The following is a 21,096-nucleotide window of genomic DNA, read 5'->3' as shown; positions in this document are numbered from 1 at the left end:
GCCGCGGCACATTAAAGGTCAGCCTATGTCAATGCAACCTCCCATCCGCGTCATGCTGGTCGACGATCACAAAACCATGTTGTGGGGCCTGGAAAAACTGCTGGAAGAGGCGCACCCGCTGATGGAAGTGGTCGCCAGCGTCAGCGATATCGACACCGCCGTGGTGCTGAGCGGCAGCTTGCGGCCCGATATCGTCGTGCTCGATGTCGATCTCGATGGCGTGTGTTCCGTCGACTTCGTGCCGGCGCTGGTGGCCAATGGCGTCACGCGGGCGCTGATGTTCAGCGGCACGCGCGACCAGGAGATGCTGGGACGCGCCGTGCGCAACGGCGCGCGCGGCGTCATCGGCAAGGAAGCGGCGGCGCAGCAGCTGATCGATACCATTGCCAGGGTGCATCGCGGCGAATTGTGCCTGGACCAGGCTTTGCTGGGCAGCCTGCTGGGAGCGCTGATCAAGCCAGCGCCTGTGCCGGCGGCGCCCGATCCCGAGGCGGCGCGCATCGCCCTGCTGACGCTGAAGGAGCGCAAGATCGTGGCCATGATGGTGGACGGCAATGGCGCGCTGAATAAAACGATTGCGCAGCGCGCTTTTATTTCAGAACAGACCTTGCGTAATCATTTGACGTCGATTTACAGCAAACTGGATGTTGCCAATCGCCTGGAATTATATGTGTATGCCGTCAAGAATGGCTTGGCAACGCCGATGAATGCAGATGAGTAGTACAAATGTCCTGTTTCTGTGTGGGAAAAAAAGATGTTTTGTACTGGCAATAAAATGACTTTTGTCTGATTAATATCAATAGTTATTTTCATACAATACCTGCATCAGCAATCGGTAAATGCCGCTGAATGAGCCAGACTGATATTGCGAACAGGACAGGAGCGGGAATGGTTTTGAATAATGATGGCACGCGAGGCGTCGTGCATTTCTTGCGCGATCAACGTGGCAATTCATTTTTCGAGCATGCCTTGTTATTGTCACTGATGGCCGTGGTGTGCCTGATTGCACTCCTGGCCATATGCAAGGGTCCCTGAAATTGATCCATTTACTGGCTGCTCCCGCAGTTGCACATGACGTTGTCAAACTCACTCTGAATGGATTAATCATGAATTTCATCAAAAACTTTATCGCTGAAGAAGATGGCGTGACGGCAATCGAATACGGCCTGATCGCTGCGTTGATCGCTGCCGTGATCGTCGTGTCCGTGACCTCGATCGGCACCAACATCGCGAGCGTGTTTACCAAGATCGCCGCCAAAATTACCGCCGCCTAAGCATACGCATCAGGGCAGGCCGCACGCCAGGCGTGTACTTGCCACTGCGATGGCCCGGATCATCTTGCATGGCGCCGGGCCATTTTTGTTTGTACCCAGTCATTCCCCTTCCTGCGCCGGGTAATCCATGTACACCGATCTTTTCCTGACCTGGTCGCCGGCAGTCTTGCTGACCGGTTTGCTGCTGCTGGCCGTGTACCACGACGTGCGCAGCCGCCGCATCCCGAATCGCCTGGTGTTTTCCGGTGCGCTGGCGGGCATGGCGCTCAATACCCTGTTGCCTGCCGGTGCAGGGCTGTTGACGGCCACGCCCGGCGCGCTGGGCTTCTGGCCGGCCCTGGGCGGCCTGGCCCTGGGCCTGGCGCTGCTGATGCCGATGTACGCCATCAAGACGCTGGGCGCCGGCGACGTGAAGCTGATGGCGATGGTGGGGGCGTTTGTCGGCCCGCATGCCGTCTTCTTTTGCCTGCTGAGCAGCATGCTTGCCGGCGGCGTGCTGGCGCTGGCTGTGGCGGCGTTCCACGGCACGCTGCGCCAGGCCGCCAGCAACAGCTATCATCTGGTGTTAAATAGCCTCATGCGCGCCATCGCCGCGCAACGGCCCGATATCGATGCGCCTGCCGCACCCAGCGGCAAGCTGCCGTATGCCATCGCCATCGCCAGCGGTACCTTGCTGTATCTGCTGCTGGCCGCCAATGGCAGGCCGGGAATGTTCGCATGATGGCTGGCATTACCTGGACGCGTGCCCATGCACGCTGACCTGCACCCCGCACCGGCCTGCCTGCGCGCCCCGCGCACCGTCGAAGAGACGGGCCTGCCTTTTCTGTTTCTGGTCGAGTTACTCGTCAAGGTGCTGTTCCAGCGGGGACAGTTGCACCTGCCGGAACTGGCCGCCTACGTCAAGCTGGGCCTGGGCGTGCTCGATCCCGTGATCGGTTTCATGCGTCAGGAAAAATTGTGCGAGGTCATGCGTCGTGGCGCCAGCGGCACCGATGCCGACATTCATTACCAGTTGACGGACAGCGGTCGCCAGCGCGCGCTCGAATGCCTGGCGCGCAATGCCTATGCGGGGCCGTGCCCGGTGCCGCTGGCCGCCTACAACGCGCAGGTGTCGGCGCAAAGCGTGGCCAACATGCATGTCACGCGGGCACGGGTGGCGGCCAGTTTCGACGGCGTGGTGGTCAACCAGCGCGTGCTCGACCAGCTGGGCGCGGCCATGAACTCGGGCCGCGCCATTTTCATCTACGGTGCGGCCGGCAGCGGCAAGACCTATCTTGCCGAACGCCTGCAGGATTTGCTGCAGGGGGCCATCGCCCTGCCTTACGCCATCATGGTCGATGGCGAAGTCGTGCCTTTCTACGATCCGGTGCTGCATCTGCCGGCGGCGCAGCAGCTGGAAGCGCCGGCCGGCATCGAGCGAGCCGTGCAGCTGGACGCGCGCTGGGTGCGCGGCGTGCGCCGCCCGGCCGTGCTCACCGGCGGCGAGCTGACCCTGGAAATGCTCGACCTGCGTTTCGACAGCGTGACGCGGCTGTACCGCGCGCCGCCCCACCTGAAGGCCAACAACGGCATTTTCATCATCGATGACCTGGGGCGCCAGCGCTGTTCGCCGCTGGAACTGATGAACCGCTGGATCGTGCCGATGGACCGTGCCATCGATTACCTGTCGCTGCACAACGGCCATACCTTCCAGGTGCCGTTCGACGTGGTGGTGGTGTTTTCCTCGAATTTCCTGCCCGAGCGCTTGTCGGACGCGGCCTTTTTGCGGCGCCTGGGCTACAAGATCGAGGTGCCGGCGCTGAGCGCCGAGCACTACGAAACCGTGTTTCGCCAGACCTGCGCCCGTTACGAGGTGCCATTCGATGCGGCCGCCTTTGCCTTCCTGCTGCAGCGCCACGCGCGCGGCAAGACGCCATTGCTGGCCTGCTACCCGCGCGACCTGATACGCCAGGTGCGTGACCTGGCCCGCTACGAGGGCACGGCGGTGCGGCTCGACGAGGCCGTGCTGGACTGGGCCTGGAACAACTATTTTGCCGGCGCTGGCGACAGCCATGGCGCACAAGACAAGGCCGTGCAAGAGCGGCGCGAACAGAAACCAAGCTGAAGTCAGAGGAAAAACGATGCGAAATACCCGTGCCTTACTCATGTTGCTGCTGGCCCTGGTGCTGGCCGGCGCCGCCGTGCTGGCGGCCGCCGTCTGGATGGGCGGTCAAAGCACGCCGTCGGGCCAGAAGATTGTCGTGGCCCTGGTCGATATCGGCGTGGGCAGCAAGGTGACGCCGTTGATGTTGCGCAGCATGGACTGGCCCGCGGGGGCGCAGCCGCCCGGCGCCTTTACCGACGACAAGGTGCTCGATGGACGCATCACGCGCACGGCCATCAGCATGGGTGAACCTGTGCTGGAAAGCAAGCTGGCGCCGCCGGGGGCGACGGGGGGCCTGTCATCCATCGTCGCCGATGGCAAGCGCGCCATGACCGTGCGCGTCAATGACGTGGTGGGCGTGGCCGGCTTTGCCTTGCCCGGCAATTTCGTCGACATTCTCGTCAATACCCAGGATGACCGCGCCAAGGCCAGCGGCGGCGCCGAGCTGGCCATTTCCAAGATCGTGCTGGAACGCATCCTGGTGCTGGCCGTGGCGCAGGAATCGAACCGCGATGATAACAAGCCGAAGGTGGTCAATGCCGTGACACTGGAACTGACGCCGGACCAGGTGGAAAAGCTGGACCTGGCGCGCAGCGTGGGCACCCTGTCGCTGGTGCTGCGCAACCAGGTCGATCCGGCGCCCGTCAACACGGGGGGCGCCACCAAGGAGTCGCTGCTGGGACTGAAACCGCTGCTGCCCGTCGCCGCGCCGCGCGCCGCCGCGCCGGTGCGCCAGGCGCCGCCGCGCGTTCCCGCGCCACCGGCCGACAGCGTCAAAGTGATCACGGGCATGGACACGCGCGTCCAGCAATTTTAAAAATACCAGAACCAGGGATAGTTGATGAGCTCATTTCGTACCCGTATTGTCCGGCCGCACCTGACCTTGACGCTGGCCATGGCCTTGAGTGGCCTGGCGGCGAGCTTGCCGGCCAGCGCCGCCCCCGCCGCGCGCAAGCCGGACGCGGCCGGCAATGTGGCCGAGGCGGCGGCGCCCCTGGCGCTGGGCGCCGACATCGCCAGGCTGGGAGCGCCGATCCGTTTGTCCGTTGGCAAGTCGACGCTGCGCAGCCTGACGCGCGCCGTCTCGCAGATCGCCGTCAATGATCCGAAGGTGGCGGGCGCGAGGCTGCTGGGCAGTTCCAGCGAGCTGTATATCTGGGGCCTGGCGCCGGGCAGTACCAACCTGATCTTGTGGGACAAGGATCACCGTCCCGTGATCGTCGATATCGAAGTCGACGTTGACGCGGACGGCTTGCAGGCGCAGTTGAAGCACGTGTTCCCACGCGAAACCGATCTCAAGGCCAGTTCGGCGGGCGGCGCGATCGTGCTGACGGGCATGGTGTCGGATGCCGTCAAGGCCAGCCAGATCGTCGCCATGGCCACCGCGTTCGCGCAGCGCGGCGCCGGCGGCGACGCCGCGCCTGCCGCGCCTGCCGCGGGCGGGGGCGCGGCCATCCTTGCCGCGCCGGCAGCCGGCCCGGCTGGTGCTGGCGGCGCCGGCGCGGGCGTGAGCGTGATCAATATGCTGACCATCGCCGCGCCGCAGCAGGTGATGCTGGAAGTAAAGATCGCCGAAGTGTCGAAAACCCTCGTCGACCAGCTGGGCGCCAGCATCGGCGCGCGCGCCAGCAGTGGCAACTGGACCTACAGTTTCCTGTCGAATTTACTGAGCGGCAATCCCAGCATGATCGATGGCTTCAACGGCAAGAATGGCAACTTCCTCACGCTCGATGCGCAAAAGCGCGACGGGCTCGTGAAGGTGCTGGCCGAACCGAACATCATGGCCATCAGCGGCCAGGAAGCCAGTTTCCTGGCTGGCGGCAAGATCTACATTCCCGTCTCGCAAGACAGCAGCACCAACAAGATCACGCTGGAAGAAAAGGAATTCGGTATCGCCGTCAAGTTCACCCCCACCGTGCTCGATGGCGGGCGCATCAACCTGAAGGTGGCGCCGGAAGTCTCGGAACTCAACAAGAACGGCATCGGCATCACCACGGGCGGCACGGCCGGCAGCGCCATCCTGCCCGCGTTTACCACGCGGCGCGCCACCACCACCGTGCAATTGTTCGATGGCCAGAGCTTTGCCATCGGCGGCTTGATCAAGAATAACGTGACCACCAACATCAAGGCGCTGCCGATGCTGGGCGAGATCCCCGTGCTGGGCGCCTTGTTCCGCAGCAGCGATTTCCAGACTGACCGTACCGAACTGGTGTTCATCATCACGCCGCACCTGGTCAAGCCGCTCGCCGGCGACTATGCACTGCCGACGGACGCGTATGTGGCGCCTAGCCGTGCGGAATTCTTCCTGCAAGGGAAGATGGAAGGCATGCCCAAGGCGCCGCCAGCGGCCGACAAGCAACCGGGCGCCGCCGCGGCGACCGGCTTTGACATTCAATAGGAGAGTGAGCATGCAGCGTCCGCCAATATTTCCCCTGCTGTGCTTGCTGCTGGCCGCGTGCGCCGTCGGCGGCTGCAGCACCACGCCGCAGCTGGACCGCCAATTTGGCCGCAGCGTCGATTTGCTGCGGGCCCGGCAAGTGATCAATCCGCAGGCGGGGCTGAACCGCGATCCTGTGGCTGGCCTCGATGGCAAGTCGGCGGTGGCGGGCTACAACGCCTATCAGAAGACGTTCACGGCGCCGTTGCCGCAATCGAGCACCTTGACGATCGGCGTCGGCCGCCAATGAACAGGTCACCGTTACCACAGAACAGGCAAGGCATATTGTGAAAATCGTCATCATATCGAGGGATGAAAGAGCGCTGGCCGAACTGGGCCGGCTGGTGGGCAACCGCAACCAGGCCGACGATGTCGAAGCCACTGCCGGGCCGCTGGAGCAGCTGTATTCGGCGCAGGAATTGCCCGACGTGCTGATTTTCGACCGGCCCGGCAACGATGGCGCCGACCTGGCGGCCATCGAGCGCCTGAGCAACCAGTATCCGCGCCTGGCCGTCATCCTGCTGTGCCCGCAGCATACGCCGGATTTCCTGCTGCAGGCCATGCGCGCCGGCGTGCGCGAAGTGCTGCCGTCGCCGGCCGCCGTCAGCAGCATCCATCCCGCGCTCGAGCGCATCGAGGAAAAGCTCGAGCGGCGCGACAATGGCAATGGCAAGGTGCTGGCCTTCATTTCGTGCAAGGGCGGCAGCGGCGCCACCTTCATCGCCACCAACCTCGGCTATGCCTTGGCGGCGGGCGGGCACAAGCGCGTCGCCTTGCTGGACCTGAACCTGCACTTCGGCGACGCCTCGCTGTTTGTGTCCGAAAACAAGCCGCTGGCCACCCTGGCCGACGTGACGCGCGATATCCACCGCCTCGATCCGTCGTTCCTCGCATCGAGCATGCTCAATGTGCTGCCCAACTTCAGCGTGCTGGCCGCGCCCGAAGATCCGGCCCACGCCAGCGAGGTGCTGCCCGAGCATATCGACGCCATCATCAAGCTGGCGCGGCGCCAGTACGATTTCGTCGTGCTCGACGTGGGCCGCAACCTCGACGCCGTCAGCGTGCGCGCGCTCGACCATGCCGACCTGATTTTCCCCATCCTGCAAACCACCTTGCCCTACATCCGCGATGGCAAGCGCCTGCTGGGCATGTTCCGCTCGCTGGAATACGACAAGGACAAGGTGCGCCTGATCGTCAACCGGCATGACAAGGGCGGCGAAATCCGCCTGCAGGACCTGGAGGCGGCGTACGGCACCACCATCGACCGCACGGTGCCGAATCACTATCTGTCGGCGGCCGCCTCGGTCAACCAGGGCGTGCCGATCCTGCAGCTGGACCAGAACAGCCCCATCACGCGCTCGCTGCAGGAGTTCGCCGCCAGCCTGACGGGCGTCAGCGTCGAACCCGCGCGGCAAGGCTGGCTGAGCCGCGTGCTGAAACGCGCCTAACTCTCCCCGAACAGGAACTTTTTCATGGCAACTACTTCCGCCCCCAGCCTGTCGATCCGCGAGCGTCTCGGCAGCGGCAAGATCGCGGCCCTGACGCCGCAGCGCGCGCCGTCCATCGACAACCGCAGCTATCGCGAACTGAAGCAGCGCATCCACACGCTGCTGCTGGAACGGGTCGACCTGGAAAGCATGCAGCGCCTGACGCAGGAACAGATCCGCGATGAGCTGCGCGGCCTGGTCGAACGCCTGCTGGACGAGGAAGCGGTGGTCATCAACGATGCCGAGCGGCGCAACCTGACGCGCGACATCCGCAATGAAATGCTCGGTTTCGGCCCGCTGGAAACCCTGCTGTCCGACCCCAGCGTGTCGGATATCCTCGTCAATGGCCACCAGCAGGTGTACGTGGAGCGGCGCGGCAAGCTGGAGCTGACCGACGTCGTCTTCAATGACGATGCGCATCTGATGAAGATCATCGACAAGATCGTCTCGCGCGTGGGCCGGCGCATCGATGAATCGAGTCCCATGGTCGATGCGCGCCTGCCCGACGGCTCGCGCGTGAACGCCATCATCCCGCCGCTGGCCATCGACGGGCCCGTGATGTCGATCCGGCGCTTTTCCGTCGACCCGTTGCGCCTGGCCGATCTGGTGGCCTACACCAGCATGACGGCCGAGATGGCCGAAGTGCTGCAAGGCCTGGGCAAGGCGAAGATGAATATCCTTATTTCCGGCGGCACGGGCAGCGGCAAGACCACCATGCTCAACGTGATTTCCGGCTTTATCGGCCATACGGAACGCATCGTCACGGTGGAAGACGCGGCCGAGCTGCAATTGCAGCAACCGCACGTGGTGCGCCTGGAAACGCGGCCACCGAATATCGAAGGCAAGGGCGAAGTGTCGCAGCGCGCGCTGGTGCGCAACGCGCTGCGCATGCGCCCCGACCGCATCATCCTGGGCGAGGTGCGCGGCGCCGAAGCGCTCGACATGCTGGGCGCCATGAACACGGGCCACGAAGGCTCGATGGCGACGATCCATGCGAACACCCCGCGCGACGCCATCACGCGCCTGGAAAACATGATCAGCATGGCTGCCGCCAACCTGCCCAGCAAGGCCATCCGGCAGCAGATCAGTTCGGCCGTCTCGGTGGTGGTGCAAGTGTCGCGCCTGATCGACGGCAAGCGCAAGGTCACGTCGATCCAGGAAATCACGGGCATGGAAGGCGATGTCATCACGATGCAGGAAATCTTCAGCTTCAAGCAGACGGGCGTGGGCGAAAGCGGCGCCGTGGTGGGCTATTTCTCGGCCAGCGGCATCCGTCCCCGTTTCCTGGAGCGCCTGAAGAGTTTCGGCATCGGCATTTCCAGCACGGTGTTCGAGCCGTCCGGTCCTGGGCGTTGAGGCGGCATGGGCTACTTATCGTATCTGGTGTATCTGCTGGTCTTCCTGACGGTCATGCTGCTGGTCGGCGCCGTCTATTTCAACTGGCAATCGCGTGGCGCCGGCGCCGGCAGGGTGGCGCGCCGCTTGCGTGCCATGAATACGGCCAGCGACGACGCGCAGAAAATCGTCTCGATCACCAAGGACCGGCCGCTCAGCACGCATGCGGGAGTGCAGGGCTTGCTGGAAGTGCTGCCCGGCACGCAGTGGCTGGACCGCTTGCTATTGCAATCTGGTAAGAATTGGAACGTCGGCAAGCTGCTTGGCTATTGCCTGCTGGCCTGGCTGGCAGGCCTGCTGCTGGCAAGTCTCAGCCCGTTTCCCTGGTATGGGCGTCTGCTGCTGAGTTTGCTCTGCGCGGCGCTGCCGTTTTTTCTCGTGAGCCGCGCCAAGGCCAGCCGGCTGGTGCGCATCGAACAGCAGCTGCCCGATGCGCTGGACATGATGAGCCGTGCCATGCGCGCCGGCCACGCCTTTCCCACGGCCTTGAAGATGGTCGGCGATGAGATGACAGGTCCGCTGGCGGACGAAATGCGCGCCGTATTTGACGAGGTCAACTTTGGCGTGTCGATGGCCGATGCCTTGTCGGGCCTGGCGGCGCGCGTGCCCAGTACGGACTTGCGCTATTTCGTCATCGCCGTGCTGATCCAGCGCGAGACGGGCGGCAACCTGACGGAACTGCTGGGCAGCATCAGCGCCATCATCCGCGATCGCCTCAAGCTGCTGGGCCAGGTGCGCGTGCTGTCGGCCGAAGGGCGCATGTCCGCCTGGATACTCGGTTCGCTGCCCTTCGCTGCCGCCCTGATGATGCAGGTGATTAACCCGGATTTCCTCGCGGTGCTGTACACGGACAGCGGCGGCCGCAAGATGGTCGGCGTCGCATTTGGCATGCTGGTGGTGGGTGTTTTTGTGATTCGCAAGATTATCCGCATTCGCGTGTGAGGCCATGATATGAGGCAGTTGACTATACGGAAGGTGGCGCGATGAGCGGCATGCAGATAGGCTTGTTGGTGGTGCTGTTCCTGATCGTGTTCGGCATCGTCCTGGTGGTGGCGCGGCTGTTCGCGGGCAATGCGGTGCAATTGCGCCTCGATACCCTGGAAGTCAAGAAAATGGATGGCGGCAGGGTGCGCCGCATGAACCAGCGCTGGATGGAACACTTGATCAGCCTGACCCGCCCGCTGGCCAAGCTGTCCCTGCCCGAAGAGGGCTGGGAAGAGTCGCCCGCCCGCATCCGTTTCATCAACGCGGGCTGGCGCAAGAGCACCGCGCCGGCGCTGTTTTACGGCGCCAAGACGGGGCTGACCCTGCTGTTTCCCCTGCTGGCGTACCTGTTGCTGCGCCAGGGCGAGCACAATCTGTTCCTGTGGCTGGTGCTGGGCGCGGCAGTTGGCTACTATCTGCCCGACTTCTGGCTCAAGCATTGCCTGAAGGAGCGGCAGCGCGAGATCTTTGAAACCTTTCCCGACGCGCTGGACCTGATGACCGTGTGCGTCGAAGCGGGCCTGGCCATGGATGCCGCCCTGGCGCGCGTGGCGCAGGAAATTGGCATGAAAAGCCAGATCCTGGCCGAGGAATTGCAGCTGGTAACGCTGGAGCTGCGCGCTGGCAGCGCCAAGGACAAGGCCTTGCGCAACCTGGCCCTGCGCACCGGCGTGGAAGACGTCGACGCGCTGGTGACGCTGCTGATACAGGCGGAGCGTTTCGGCACCAGCATCGCCGCCTCCCTGCGCGTGCAATCGGACCAGCTGCGCACCAAGCGGCGCCAGCGCGCCGAGGAAACGGCCGCGAAGATCGCGCTCAAGCTGCTGTTTCCCCTGATCTTTTTCATTTTCCCTTCCTTGCTGGTGGTGCTGATGGGGCCGGCCTTGCTGCAGATCCGCCGCGCCCTGCTGCCGGCGATGGGGGCCGTATGATGCCGCCATTGCGCTGGCTGGGCCTGTCCGGCCTGTGCCTGCTGCTGTGGCTGCTGCAAGGCTGCGCGGCCACGCACGTTCCGCCGGCGTGGCAGGTGGCGGGCGTGCAGCGCATCACGAATTCCGCCGGCCAGAATGCCGCCACCTATTTTGAACTGGGCAAGTTTTATCAGGAGCGCGGCCAGCTGGACCTGGCGGCCGACGCCTTTGCCGCCTCGATGGCGCTGGCACCGCAGCAGTTGGCGGCGCGCAATGCGCAAGCCGTGCTCGACGCGCGCCGCGGCCGGCTGGCGCAAGCCGCGACGGCACTGCTGGCGCTGGTGCGCGACTACCCCGAGGCCGCCCAGCCGAAGAACAATCTCGGCTACGTGTACTACCTGCAAGGCGAGCTGACACAAGCGTCTAGCATGCTTGAACAGGCCGTGGCGCGCGATGGCGGCACGGCGCTGGCACGCAATAACCTGCAGCTGGTCGTCGAGGCGCAAGCAGGGGGGCAAGCCAAGGCACTGGCGGCGGCGCAAGCCGCGCCGCTGGCGCCGGCCGTGGCCGCCGCGCCGGCGCCGCTGGCCGAGATTGAAATCATCAATGGCAACGGCATCCGCGGCATGGCGGCGCAGCTGCGCTTGCGCGTGCAGGCGCAGGGCATGGCGGTCAGCCGGCTGGGGAATTTGCCCGGCTTTCGCCAGGCACGCAGCCAGATCCTGTATGCCCCCGGCAACGCACAGCAGGCCAGCGCCTTGCGGCACAGCCTGGCGCAGCATGGTCCGGCCATGCAGCTGGTGGCGGTGGACCGCCTGGGGCGCGGTGCCGGCATCCGCCTGGTCCTGGGCCGCGACCAGGTCTAAGCAAGAGAGAATCAAACCACACATTATCAGCAGCAAAATAACAGGGAGAAGTGCATGTCAGGATTTACGAGTAGCGGTGCGCCGGCGCGTTGGGCGCTGTATCTGGCCGCCGGCACGGCAGTGACGTTGCTGGCCGGTTGTGGCGGTGGCGGTTCCGGCGGCAGCGATTGCAGCAAGCTCGATCCGAGCCGCAATCCGAACCTGCCCGGCTGCGTGGTGCCGCCCGTCACGCCCGAGGTGCCAGTCAAGCCCGCCGCGCCGGCAACCGTGGCGCTGAGCCTGAAGGACGCCGCCGGCAATGCGACGACGTCCGTGAGCCCCGGCAATAGCGCCACCGTGCAGGCCGTCGTGAAGGATGGCGGCGGCGCCGTGTTGCCAGGCGTCTTGCTGACCCTGAACAGCAGCGACAAGAGCGCCGTCTTTACGCCGGGGGCGGCCAGCGCCCTGACGGATGCCAACGGCGTGGCCACCATCGTCCTCGCGGCTGGCAGCCAGAGCGGCGCCTTTGCGCTGACGGCCAGCGCCACGGTGAATGGCAGCGTGCTGACGACGGGGATCAATTACAGCGTGGTCTTCCCGACCCTGACGCTGGGCGGCGTGGGTGTCGTGCCGGCCACCTTGTCGGCGGGCGGCACGGCTGGCCTGAGCGTGACGGTGATGAATGGCAAGGCCGTGTATGCGCCGGTGCAGTCCGTGGTTTTCAGCTCGCCGTGCGCCAGCGCCGGCAAGGCCACCATCAGCAGCCCCGTGAATACGGTGAATGGCGTGGCCAGTACCTCGTACATCGACAAGGGCTGCGGCGCGCCTGACGTGATCACGGTCAGCACCGTTTTCAATGCCACCACCCTGAGCCAGACGGGCACGCTGACAGTGCAGACGGCCAGCGCCGGCCAGATCGGGTTCGTGTCCGCATTGCCGCAAAACATTGCCCTCAAGGGCACGGGCGGGGCGGGGCGGCAAGAGTCGTCCGTCGTCACCTTCAAGGTCCTGGACCGGAACGGCAATCCCGTCAGCGGCCAGGTGGTCAATTTCGCGCTCAACACGACGGCCGGCGGCCTGAGCCTGAACCCGGCGCAAGCGACCAGTGGCGCCGACGGCAGCGTCAGCACCACGGTGGCCTCCGGTACGGTGAATACGCCGATCCGCATCACGGCCAGCCTGCAGGGCACCAGCCTGTCGACGGTGTCGGACCAGCTGGTGGTGTCCACCGGCATACCCGAGCAGGACAGCTTTACCTTGACCACGTCCGCGTTCAATACGGAAGGCAGCGATTTTGCCGGTTGCACCGCACCGACGGGGGCCACCATCACGGCGCGCCTGGGCGACCATTTCCACAATCCCGTACCCGATGGTACGGCCGTCAGCTTCACGGCCGAAGGCGGCACCGTCGACGCCTCCTGCCTGACGGGCCTGGTCAACACCACCTTGACGGACGGCACGGTGATCACGCAGAAAGGCGTGCCGGGTTCGTGTTCCGTGCGTTTTTGCCCCGGCAATCCCCGTCCGCTTGACGGCCGCGTGACCATCCTGGCGTACGCCTTGGGCGAGGAAAGTTTTGCTGATAAGAATGGCAACAATCTGTTCGAGAACGGCGAGACCTATGTCGACCTGGGCGAGCCGTTCCGCAATGACCGCGCCATCGTCGGCCGCAATGCCAATTTCCAGGATGATGCCTACAGCACGGGCAATGCCGTGCGCGCCGACGGCGAACCGTATATCGACTCGAATGGCAGCGGCAGCTGGGATGCCGTGGGCGACAAGCAGTACAACGGCGTGCTGCGTTCGGCCTCCAGCGTCAATACCACGGCGGCCAACACCGTGCACATACGCCAGGCCCTGGTGCAGGTGTTGTCGGGCAGCACGGCGCGCATCACTTCCCTGGGCGCCGCGTCGATCGATCTGGACAAGTGCGTCGATGGCACCGTGTTCGAGAACCGGGTACGCACCTTCCCGCTCGCCATCCGCGACGGCAATGGCACCGTGTTTGCCATGAATCGTGCCGCCGTGACGGGGCTGGCGATGGATTTGCCCGGCAATCCGTTGCCGGCGGGCACGACGATCAGCTTCTCGGCGAGCAATGGCAGCATCGTCAGCGGCGCCAGCTTCGTCGTGCCCAGCATCGACAGCGCCAGTTCCGCCAACTGGATCTATCCGGTGCGGATGGTCAGCGACGTCACGCAGATTGGCACCACCTGCCAGCCGAACAGCATACGCAACGGCCTGTTGACGGTAAGGGTGCAAACGCCGAATGGCATCGTGACGACGGCGACGTACGGCGTCACCGACTGATCCGAGACAAGCGGACAAAAAAAAAGCTGCCGGAGTGTTCTCCGGCAGCTTTTTTTACATCACAGCGCCTGGCGATCAGGCGAATGGCGTCAGCAGGGTGATCATCTGGCCAAAGATCTTCGGGCTGGCGGCGATGACGTCGCCCTTGTACAGGTAGTCCGATTCGCCGGAAAATTCACCGACGATGCCGCCCGATTCCGTGATCATCAGGGCGCCGGCGGCGATGTCCCAGGGCTTCAGGCCTTTTTCGTAGAAGCCGTCCAGGCGGCCGCAGGCGACGTAGGCCAGGTCCAGCGCGGCCGAACCGGCATTGCGCACGCCCTGGCTGCGTTCGGCCATGATCTGGTACATTTTCAGATATTCATCGAGCGCGCGCGGGCCGGCGCCGTGGCCGGTGCCCAGCATGGCGTTCGAGATGCGATCGAGCTTGGTGACGCGGATGCGTTTTTCGTTCAGGTAGGCGCCGGCGCCCTTGGTGGCCGTGAACAGGTCGTTGCGGACCGGGTCGTAGATGACGGCTTGCGTGACGATGCCGCGATGCGCGAGGGCGATCGAGATGCAGTATTGCGGGAAGCCGTGGATAAAGTTGGTGGTGCCATCGATCGGGTCGATGATCCACTGATATTCATTCTCGTCGTGCGAGTTGGCGGAAGCGCCCGATTCCTCTGCCAGGAACGCGTGGTCCGGGTAGGCTTTGGACAGCACCTCGATGATGGCTTGTTCGGCCGCCTGGTCGACGTCGGTGACGAAATCGTTATGTTGTTTTTCCGTGACGACGACGCGGTCGAGGTCAAAAGAGGCGCGGTTGATGACGGCGGCGCCGCGGCGGGCGGCTTTGATCGCCGTATTGAGCATTGGGTGCATGTGAGCTTCCGTTAAAAGCACGCGACCGCCCATGGCCGCCTTGCGGCGCCGGTACGATAGAGTGCAAGAATGAATTAAAGAGCGGAGCGGTGCCGAAGTGGTTAAAATCCCGGCCTGGAGTCAGCGTTGTGTGACTCCGTTTCCCGAAATTTCCTGTATCGATACCGCGCAATAGCGCTATTTTAAATGAATCTGCCCGAAATCAACACGTCTCTTTTCACACGCCTGCGATTTATTCTTGTCGAAACTAGTCGCTCTGGCAACATTGGCGCCGTCGCGCGCGCCATGAAGACGATGGGTTTTTCCGATCTGGTGCTGGTCAACCCCCGTTTTCCCGATGCCTTGACGGACCCGGAAGCGGTGGCCTTCGCCAGCGGCGCGCAGGATATCCTGTCCGGCGCGCGCATCGTCGGCTCGATCGCCGAGGCGCTCGAAGGGTGCAACTATGCGGCGGCCGTGTCGGCCCGTCTGCGCGAATTCTCGCCGCCCGTCACCACCCCGCGCGCCATCGCCGGCCAGCTGGCGGCCGGCGACGACCTGCACGCCGCCGTCATCTTCGGCAACGAGCGCTTCGGCTTGCCCAACGAGATCGTCGAGCAGTGCAATGTGCTGATCAACATTCCTGCCAATCCCGCCTATTCTTCGCTGAACCTGTCGCAGGCGGCGCAGGTCGTCGCCTATGAGTGCCGGATGGCCGCCCTGGAGAAGGAAGGCGGAGCGCCGGCGGCCAGTCCCGTCGGCTTCCATGGCGACGCGGCCAGCCTGGCGCAGGTCGACGGCATGTACGCGCATCTGGAGCAGGCACTGGTGGCCATCGATTTCCTCGATGCCGACAACCCGAAAAAGCTCATGCCCCGCTTGAAACGCCTGTTTTCGCGCACGGGGCTGGAGACGGAAGAAGTCAATATCCTGCGCGGCATCGCGCGGCATATCCTGGCGGTCGCCAAAAAAGGCCCATGATCGAGACGCGGCTGCTGCGCCAGTTCATCGCCGTCGCCGAGGAACTCAATTTCCGCCGCGCGGCCGAACGGCTGCACATGGCGCAGCCGCCGCTGTCGCAGGCGATCCTGCGGCTGGAAGAAGCGCTGGGCTACCCTGTTTTCGAACGCACCAACCGCAAGGTCAGCCTGACGCCGGCCGGTACGGCGTTTCTCGCCACGGCGCGCCAGTTGCTGGCCAGCCTGGAAGAGGGCGTGGCCGCCGCGCGCCGGGTGGCGCAGGGCATCGAGGGGCATTTGCGCCTCAGTTTCATCCACATCACGCCGTACGCCCACGTCTTGAACGCCTTGCGCGCCTTGCGCGCCGCCTCGCCCGCCGTGCAGTTCACCTTGCGCGAAGCGTCGACGCAGCAGCAGGTCGAATGGCTGGAGCGGGGCGAGGTCGATATCGCCCTGCTGCGCGCGCCGGGGCGCGGCACGCCGGGCTTGCGTTTCGAGCGCCTGTCCGGCGAAGACATCGTGATCGCGCTGCCGTCGGGCCACCGCTGCGCGGGCCAGGCGACCGTGGACCTGGCGGACCTGGCCCACGATGATTTCGTCGCCTCGCCGCGCGAGCTGGGCCAGGGGTTCCATGACCAACTGGCCAGCCTGTGCCTGCATGCGGGCTTCGTGCCGCACGTGGCGCAGCAGGCGCGCCGCCTGCAAACGGTGCTGGGACTGGTGGCGGCCGGCTTTGGCGTGGCCCTGCTGCCGGCCAGCCTGGCGGCATCCATGCCGGCCGGCGTCGTCATGCTGCCGCTGGCAAGCAGCGCGCCCGAGTCGCTGCGCCAGCTCGACCTGTACATGGCCTGGGACCCGCGGCGCGATTCTCCCGTGCGCGATCGGCTGCTGGCACAATTGCGGCAGTCTTCCTCCGAATGAGATGTTGAACGTCTCATTCCAAGATAAATAAGATATTTTACAGATGGTGGCACAGGGGCCAGCATGGCGGTTTATCGTCAGGAACTGCCATGTCCATCGTTTCATCGCGCGCCGCGCCGGCGCCCGCCGCGCTGCCGGTCGCCATTTATCTGCTGTCGCTGTGCAGCTTTGCCTTCGGCCTGTCCGAATTCATCGCCGCCGGCCTGTTGTCGCCCATGGCGCGCGACCTGCACGCCAGCGTGGCGGCGGCCGGCGGCGCCATCGCCGCGTACGCGCTGGGGGCCGCCATCGGCGCCCCCGTATTGACGGCCCTGCTGGCGCGCTGGCCCACGCGCCAGGTGCTGGTGGCCACCATGCTGGTGCTGGCGGCCGGCAGCGCCGCCATGGCGCAAGCGCCCTCGCTGGGCGCGCTGCTGGGCGTGCGCCTCGTCGTCGGCCTGGCGCATGGCGTGTTCATGGCCATCGCCTCGCATGCGGCCACCAGCCTGGTCGAGCCAGGCCGTGCGGGCAGGGCGTTGGCCATCGTCTGGCTGGGCCTGACGCTGGCGCTGGCCGGCGGCGTGCCGCTGGGGACCTGGCTGGGCGCGCTTTCCTCGTGGCGCTGGGTGTTTGCCGCCATCGGCGCGCTGGCCCTGTGCGGCGGCGCCGGCCTGCTATGGGCCATGCCATCGCTGCGCCAGACGGCCGCGCCGGCGTCGCCGCTGGCCAGCCTGCGCGCCATCGTGCAGCCAGCCTTGCTGCTGGCGGCCTGCGTGGCGGCGCTGGTCAGCGTCGCCACCTTCAGCTTTTTCACGTATATCTCGCCCTTCCTGCTGCAGCTGGGCGGACTCGCCGCGGGCTGGCTCGGTGCCGCCATGCTGTGCTTTGGCGTATGCGCCATCGGCGGCAACCTGCTGGGCGGCTGGTGCGCCGACCGGCCCGACGCGCCGCGTTCCATCTTGCTGGCCCTGGCGGCGCTGGCGTGCAACCTGGCGGGCTTTTATCTGCTGCGCACCCAGCCCGTGGCCCTGCTGGTCCTGTGCGGCAGCCTGGGGCTGCTGTTCTTTGCCCTCGTCACCCTGTCGACCATGCGGCAGCTAGCCCTGGCGCAGCGGCACTGCCCCGGCAGCGACGCCGTGGCGGCGGGCCTCAATATCGCCGCCTTCAACGCGGGCACGGCGGCCGGCGGCGCCCTGGGCGCGGCCTTGATCGTCAGTTTCGGCCTGCCCAGCATCGCCATCGGTGGTGCGCTGGCGGCGCTGCTGGCCATGCCGCTGCTGTGGTTTTCGTCAAGAAAACTAGACGCGCCGCTCTAGTTTTCGCGCGCGGACGGCAGTGCCCTTTGGCGTACACTGGCCGGCAAAAGGCCGTAGACAACAAGGGGGACATGTCGATGCGACGCAGATCGTTTCTGAAACTGGGCGTGCTCGGCGCCTGCGCGCTGGCGGCCGGCGGCGCCGCGTACCGGCTGGTGCGCGGACCGGCGCCGCCGGGGCGTTTCGTGCTCGATGGCGGGGCGCGCGCGGCGCTGGCGGCCATCGTGCCGGCCATGCTGGGCGACGCGCTGCCGGCGCAGGCGCCCGCGCGGACCACGGCGCTGGACGGCGCCATCGCCGGCGTGGACACGGCCATTCGCGGCTTGCCATTGGCGGCGCAGCAGGAAGTGCAGGATCTGTTCGGCTTGCTGGCGCTGGCGCCCGCGCGGCGCTTCGTCGCCGGCGTGCAGGGTGGCTGGCCCGACGCCGAGCCGGCCCAGGTGGCCGCCTTTCTGCAGGCGTGGCGCACGCACCGCCTGGCCACCCTGCAGACGGCCTACCTGGCCCTGCACGATTTGATCCTCGGCGCCTGGTACGCCGATGCCGCCCACTGGGCCGCCATCGGCTATCCGGGACCGCTGCCCGAACTGAGCGCATAAGGCACCCATGAGCACATCCCCCATACCCGATCCCGTCGCCAATGGCGTGGCCAGCGGCTGGCACGTCACCGACGCCAGCACCCTGAGCACCGACCGCACGCTGGAGGCGGACGTGGTCGTCATCGGCAGCGGCGCCGGTGGCGGCGTGACGGCGGAAATCCTCGCGCTGGCCGGCCTGAAGATGCTGATCGTCGAAGAGGGCGGCCTGAAATCCTCCAAGGACTTCAAGATGCGCGAGGCCGACGCCTATCCCGCGCTGTACCAGGAATCGGCGGCGCGCAAGACGCGCGACAAGGCCATCAATATTTTGCAGGGGCGCACCGTGGGCGGTTCGACCACCGTCAACTGGACGTCGAGTTTTCGCACGCCGCCCGGCACGCTCGATTACTGGCAGCGGCATTTCGGCTTGAGCGGCTATTCGGTGGATGCCATGGCGCCGTGGTTCGCCATGATGGAGCATCGGCTGCACGTCAGCGACTGGGCCGCGCCGCCCAACGAAAACAACGACTTGTTGCGCCGTGGCGCCACCGCGCTGGGCATCCCCACGGCCGCCATCCGGCGCAATGTGAACGGCTGCTGGAACCTCGGCTACTGCGGCATGGGCTGCCCGACGAACGCCAAGCAGTCGATGCTGGTGACGACGATCCCGTCGGCGCTGGCGCTGGGCGCCGGCCTGCTCGTGCATGCGCGCGCCGAGCGCTTTACTTTCAAGGGCGAGCGCATCGACAGCCTGCAGGTGACGGCGCTGGATGCTGCCGGGCAGGCGCCGACGGGCGTGCGCCTCACCTTGCGCGCCAAACACTTCGTGCTGGCCGGCGGCGCCATCAACTCGCCGGCGCTGCTGCTGCGCTCCAGTGCGCCCGATCCGCACGGCTTGCTGGGCCGGCGCACCTTTCTGCATCCGACGGTGGTGTCGGCCGGTCTGTTCGAACAGCGCGTCGACGCCTATGCGGGCGCGCCGCAGACGGTGTATTCCGACCATTTCCTGCATGTGGCGCCCATCGATGGTCCCATCGGCTACAAGCTCGAGGCGCCACCGCTGCATCCGCTGCTGATGGCCACCACCATGGGCGGCTTCGGCGACGAGCACGCGCGCACCATGCGCGAATTCCCCCATGCGCATGCCTTGCTGGCCCTGCTGCGCGACGGTTTTCACCATGACTCGGCGGGCGGCGCGGTCTCCATCGACAGCTTCGGGGCGCCCGTGCTCGATTATCCGCTCACGCCCTACCTCTGGGATGGCGTGCGGCGCGCGCTGCTGTCGATGGCGGAGATCCAGTTCGCCGCCGGGGCGAAGAGCGTGTATCCCGTGCACGAGCTGGCCCGCCACTACACCAGCTGGGCGCAGGCGAAGCAGGCCATCGGCGAGCTGCCGCTGCAGCCGCTGCTGGCGCGCGTGGTGTCGGCCCACGTGATGGGCGGCTGCGCCATGTCGGACGATGCGCGCCTGGGCGTGACGGGGGGCGACGGCCGCTATCACGGCCTGCGCAACCTGTCCGTGCATGACGGTTCGCTGTTTCCCACCTCGATCGGCGCCAATCCGCAGCTGACGATCTATGCGCTGGCGGCGCGCCTGGCCAGCGGCCTGGCGCGGGAATTGACGGGCAAGCCGGCGCCCGTCCCGATACCCGCCTCGGCCACGACATGATCGCGCGCATCCTCAGGTGGCTGATGCTGCTGCAGGTGCTGGCCGTGCTGGCAGTTGCCTGGCTGGCCATGCATGCGTGGGGCATCGCCTCGCCAGCCGTGGCACTGCTGCTGGGACTCGCCATGCTGCTGGCCGCGCGCGCGCTGGTCGTGGCGCGCAATTTCTGGCAGAGCCGGCGTGTTGGCAGCCCCGTGCCGCCCGGGTACCGGCTCGGTGCGATGGGCGCCGCGCGCCTGTTTTTCGGCGAACTGCGCGCCACCCTGTGGGCCTCGTCGTGGGACATGCTGCGCCCGCGCCTGCATGCGGCCGACGCCGTCACCGGCCAGGGGCTGCCGGTGCTGCTGGTGCACGGCTATGTGTGCAACCGCGGCTATTGGACAAAGCTGAGCCGGCTGCTGGCGCGGGCCGGCATCGCGCACGATGCCGTCGACCTGGAGCCGATCGGCGCCAGCATCGACGATGTGGTGCCGCAGGTGGAGCAGGCGCTCGCGCGGCTGTGCTCCCGCACGGGCAGCGGGCGCGCCATCATCGTCGCGCACAGCATGGGCGGCCTGGTGGCGCGCGCCTGGCTGCGCCGGCATGGCGCCGCCCGCGTGGCGAAGATCATTACCATCGGCACGCCGCACCACGGCACGGCGCTGGCCAGCCTGGCGGCGGGGACGAATGCGCGGCAGATGAGCCGCATCGGCGATGCCCCCAGTGCCTGGCTGGCGCGGCTGGCCGCCGGCGAGACGCCTGCGGCGCGCGCCTTGATCACCTCGCTCTATTCGCATCACGACAATATCGTCGCGCCGCAGGCTTCCGCCTGCCTGCCCGGCGCGCGCAATATCGCCTTCGGCGGCATCGGCCACGTGGCGCTGGCCAGCGATGCGCGCGTACTGCGTCAGCTGCTGGCAGAAATTACTATCAAGAACGAAGTCTGCCAGCCCCCATCCGCTCCCCATTTTGTCTGAATCCTGTTGTGTTTTACCAGCATGGCAAGAGTGTCTGTTTTGACTCTGCTGTTGCCTGTGTTTAACAGGGCACGGGCCAGAAAAACCTGTTT

At 65.9% G+C, this 21,096-nt stretch carries 20 protein-coding genes; 19 read left to right on the top strand and 1 reads right to left on the bottom strand.

From position 1 onward, the window contains the following. Window positions 1-25: 25 nt before the first annotated feature. The 13 genes from BM193_RS22085 to BM193_RS22025 all read left to right on the top strand — a co-directional run bounded on the left by BM193_RS22085 (window position 26) and on the right by BM193_RS22025 (window position 13,786). Window positions 26-721, top strand: a complete 696-nt coding sequence (locus tag BM193_RS22085) for a response regulator (protein ID WP_254786368.1) — start codon at window positions 26-28, stop codon at window positions 719-721. Window positions 722-1,106: 385 nt separating this feature from the next. Continuing rightward, complete coding sequence (locus BM193_RS22080) at window positions 1,107-1,274, top strand: Flp family type IVb pilin (protein ID WP_092800960.1); 168 nt, start codon at window positions 1,107-1,109, stop codon at window positions 1,272-1,274. Between the two features lie 127 nt (window positions 1,275-1,401). Beyond that, window positions 1,402-1,995 carry an A24 family peptidase gene (locus tag BM193_RS22075; protein WP_254786367.1) on the top strand — a complete coding sequence of 198 codons (594 nt, stop codon included), beginning with the start codon at window positions 1,402-1,404 and terminating at the stop codon, window positions 1,993-1,995. Between the two features lie 27 nt (window positions 1,996-2,022). After that, window positions 2,023-3,378: an ATPase gene (locus tag BM193_RS22070; protein WP_092800963.1), complete on the top strand. Its 1,356-nt coding sequence runs from the start codon at window positions 2,023-2,025 to the stop codon at window positions 3,376-3,378. 16 nt (window positions 3,379-3,394) lie between these two features. Then, a complete protein-coding gene (gene cpaB / locus BM193_RS22065) occupies window positions 3,395-4,234 on the top strand; it encodes a Flp pilus assembly protein CpaB (protein ID WP_092800966.1) in 840 nt (279 codons plus the stop codon). 24 nt (window positions 4,235-4,258) lie between these two features. After that, the gene (locus BM193_RS22060) at window positions 4,259-5,815 is read left to right on the top strand and encodes a type II and III secretion system protein family protein (protein ID WP_092800969.1); all 1,557 of its coding nucleotides are present in this window, start codon (window positions 4,259-4,261) and stop codon (window positions 5,813-5,815) included. Between the two features lie 10 nt (window positions 5,816-5,825). After that, the gene (locus tag BM193_RS22055; protein WP_092800972.1) at window positions 5,826-6,104 is read left to right on the top strand and encodes a hypothetical protein; all 279 of its coding nucleotides are present in this window, start codon (window positions 5,826-5,828) and stop codon (window positions 6,102-6,104) included. A 37-nt stretch (window positions 6,105-6,141) separates the two neighbouring features. Beyond that, window positions 6,142-7,302, top strand: coding sequence for a CpaE/TadZ family protein (locus BM193_RS22050; RefSeq protein ID WP_092800975.1), 1,161 nt, complete (start codon window positions 6,142-6,144; stop codon window positions 7,300-7,302). Between the two features lie 24 nt (window positions 7,303-7,326). Then, on the top strand, window positions 7,327-8,697 hold the full coding sequence (locus tag BM193_RS22045; protein ID WP_092800979.1) for a TadA family conjugal transfer-associated ATPase: 1,371 nt from the start codon (window positions 7,327-7,329) through the stop codon (window positions 8,695-8,697). 6 nt (window positions 8,698-8,703) lie between these two features. Then, window positions 8,704-9,678 (top strand): type II secretion system F family protein, encoded by a 975-nt coding sequence (locus tag BM193_RS22040; RefSeq protein ID WP_092800982.1) that lies wholly within the window; start codon window positions 8,704-8,706, stop codon window positions 9,676-9,678. 41 nt (window positions 9,679-9,719) lie between these two features. After that, a complete protein-coding gene (locus BM193_RS22035) occupies window positions 9,720-10,652 on the top strand; it encodes a type II secretion system F family protein (RefSeq protein WP_092800985.1) in 933 nt (310 codons plus the stop codon). Beyond that, window positions 10,649-11,497 (top strand): LytR C-terminal domain-containing protein, encoded by an 849-nt coding sequence (locus tag BM193_RS22030; protein ID WP_092800988.1) that lies wholly within the window; start codon window positions 10,649-10,651, stop codon window positions 11,495-11,497. Before BM193_RS22035 ends, BM193_RS22030 begins: the two co-directional genes overlap by 4 nt. A 54-nt stretch (window positions 11,498-11,551) precedes the next feature. After that, on the top strand, window positions 11,552-13,786 hold the full coding sequence (locus BM193_RS22025) for an Ig-like domain-containing protein (RefSeq protein WP_092800991.1): 2,235 nt from the start codon (window positions 11,552-11,554) through the stop codon (window positions 13,784-13,786). A gap of 75 nt (window positions 13,787-13,861) precedes the next feature. Here BM193_RS22025 and BM193_RS22020 read toward each other — a convergent pair whose 3' ends face one another. Continuing rightward, on the bottom strand, window positions 13,862-14,641 hold the full coding sequence (locus tag BM193_RS22020) for an inositol monophosphatase family protein (protein ID WP_092800994.1): 780 nt from the start codon (window positions 14,639-14,641) through the stop codon (window positions 13,862-13,864). Between the two features lie 195 nt (window positions 14,642-14,836). Between BM193_RS22020 and BM193_RS22015 the strand changes: the two genes are divergently transcribed. From BM193_RS22015 to BM193_RS21990, 6 genes are all read left to right on the top strand, one after another. Then, a complete protein-coding gene (locus tag BM193_RS22015) occupies window positions 14,837-15,610 on the top strand; it encodes an RNA methyltransferase (protein WP_092800997.1) in 774 nt (257 codons plus the stop codon). After that, complete coding sequence (locus BM193_RS22010) at window positions 15,607-16,509, top strand: LysR substrate-binding domain-containing protein (RefSeq protein WP_092801000.1); 903 nt, start codon at window positions 15,607-15,609, stop codon at window positions 16,507-16,509. Before BM193_RS22015 ends, BM193_RS22010 begins: the two co-directional genes overlap by 4 nt. Before the next feature lie 89 nt (window positions 16,510-16,598). Further along, the gene (locus BM193_RS22005) at window positions 16,599-17,804 is read left to right on the top strand and encodes an MFS transporter (protein WP_254786366.1); all 1,206 of its coding nucleotides are present in this window, start codon (window positions 16,599-16,601) and stop codon (window positions 17,802-17,804) included. Between the two features lie 71 nt (window positions 17,805-17,875). After that, the gene (locus BM193_RS22000) at window positions 17,876-18,403 is read left to right on the top strand and encodes a hypothetical protein (RefSeq protein ID WP_092801002.1); all 528 of its coding nucleotides are present in this window, start codon (window positions 17,876-17,878) and stop codon (window positions 18,401-18,403) included. 7 nt (window positions 18,404-18,410) lie between these two features. Next, window positions 18,411-20,051 carry a GMC family oxidoreductase gene (locus BM193_RS21995; RefSeq protein WP_092801005.1) on the top strand — a complete coding sequence of 547 codons (1,641 nt, stop codon included), beginning with the start codon at window positions 18,411-18,413 and terminating at the stop codon, window positions 20,049-20,051. Continuing rightward, window positions 20,048-21,004: an esterase/lipase family protein gene (locus BM193_RS21990; protein WP_092801008.1), complete on the top strand. Its 957-nt coding sequence runs from the start codon at window positions 20,048-20,050 to the stop codon at window positions 21,002-21,004. The genes BM193_RS21995 and BM193_RS21990 overlap by 4 nt, the downstream gene beginning before the upstream one ends. The last annotated feature ends 92 nt before the right edge of the window (window positions 21,005-21,096 follow it).

Origin of the sequence: Janthinobacterium sp. 344 (assembly GCF_900112025.1) — a bacterium.
Lineage (GTDB): Bacteria > Pseudomonadota > Gammaproteobacteria > Burkholderiales > Burkholderiaceae_D > Janthinobacterium.
Note: the sequence above shows the minus strand (reverse complement) of the source record. Positions and strands in the feature narration are given on the sequence as shown.

Coding starts and splice junctions, on each gene's coding strand:
- BM193_RS22085 (WP_254786368.1), top strand. CDS start 26: ATGTCAATGCAACCTCCCATCCGCGTCATGCTGGTCGACGATCACAAA.
- BM193_RS22080 (WP_092800960.1), top strand. CDS start 1,107: ATGAATTTCATCAAAAACTTTATCGCTGAAGAAGATGGCGTGACGGCA.
- BM193_RS22075 (WP_254786367.1), top strand. CDS start 1,402: ATGTACACCGATCTTTTCCTGACCTGGTCGCCGGCAGTCTTGCTGACC.
- BM193_RS22070 (WP_092800963.1), top strand. CDS start 2,023: ATGCACGCTGACCTGCACCCCGCACCGGCCTGCCTGCGCGCCCCGCGC.
- cpaB (WP_092800966.1), top strand. CDS start 3,395: ATGCGAAATACCCGTGCCTTACTCATGTTGCTGCTGGCCCTGGTGCTG.
- BM193_RS22060 (WP_092800969.1), top strand. CDS start 4,259: ATGAGCTCATTTCGTACCCGTATTGTCCGGCCGCACCTGACCTTGACG.
- BM193_RS22055 (WP_092800972.1), top strand. CDS start 5,826: ATGCAGCGTCCGCCAATATTTCCCCTGCTGTGCTTGCTGCTGGCCGCG.
- BM193_RS22045 (WP_092800979.1), top strand. CDS start 7,327: ATGGCAACTACTTCCGCCCCCAGCCTGTCGATCCGCGAGCGTCTCGGC.
- BM193_RS22040 (WP_092800982.1), top strand. CDS start 8,704: ATGGGCTACTTATCGTATCTGGTGTATCTGCTGGTCTTCCTGACGGTC.
- BM193_RS22035 (WP_092800985.1), top strand. CDS start 9,720: ATGAGCGGCATGCAGATAGGCTTGTTGGTGGTGCTGTTCCTGATCGTG.
- BM193_RS22030 (WP_092800988.1), top strand. CDS start 10,649: ATGATGCCGCCATTGCGCTGGCTGGGCCTGTCCGGCCTGTGCCTGCTG.
- BM193_RS22025 (WP_092800991.1), top strand. CDS start 11,552: ATGTCAGGATTTACGAGTAGCGGTGCGCCGGCGCGTTGGGCGCTGTAT.
- BM193_RS22020 (WP_092800994.1), bottom strand. CDS start 14,641: ATGCTCAATACGGCGATCAAAGCCGCCCGCCGCGGCGCCGCCGTCATC.
- BM193_RS22015 (WP_092800997.1), top strand. CDS start 14,837: ATGAATCTGCCCGAAATCAACACGTCTCTTTTCACACGCCTGCGATTT.
- BM193_RS22010 (WP_092801000.1), top strand. CDS start 15,607: ATGATCGAGACGCGGCTGCTGCGCCAGTTCATCGCCGTCGCCGAGGAA.
- BM193_RS22005 (WP_254786366.1), top strand. CDS start 16,599: ATGTCCATCGTTTCATCGCGCGCCGCGCCGGCGCCCGCCGCGCTGCCG.
- BM193_RS22000 (WP_092801002.1), top strand. CDS start 17,876: ATGTCGATGCGACGCAGATCGTTTCTGAAACTGGGCGTGCTCGGCGCC.
- BM193_RS21995 (WP_092801005.1), top strand. CDS start 18,411: ATGAGCACATCCCCCATACCCGATCCCGTCGCCAATGGCGTGGCCAGC.
- BM193_RS21990 (WP_092801008.1), top strand. CDS start 20,048: ATGATCGCGCGCATCCTCAGGTGGCTGATGCTGCTGCAGGTGCTGGCC.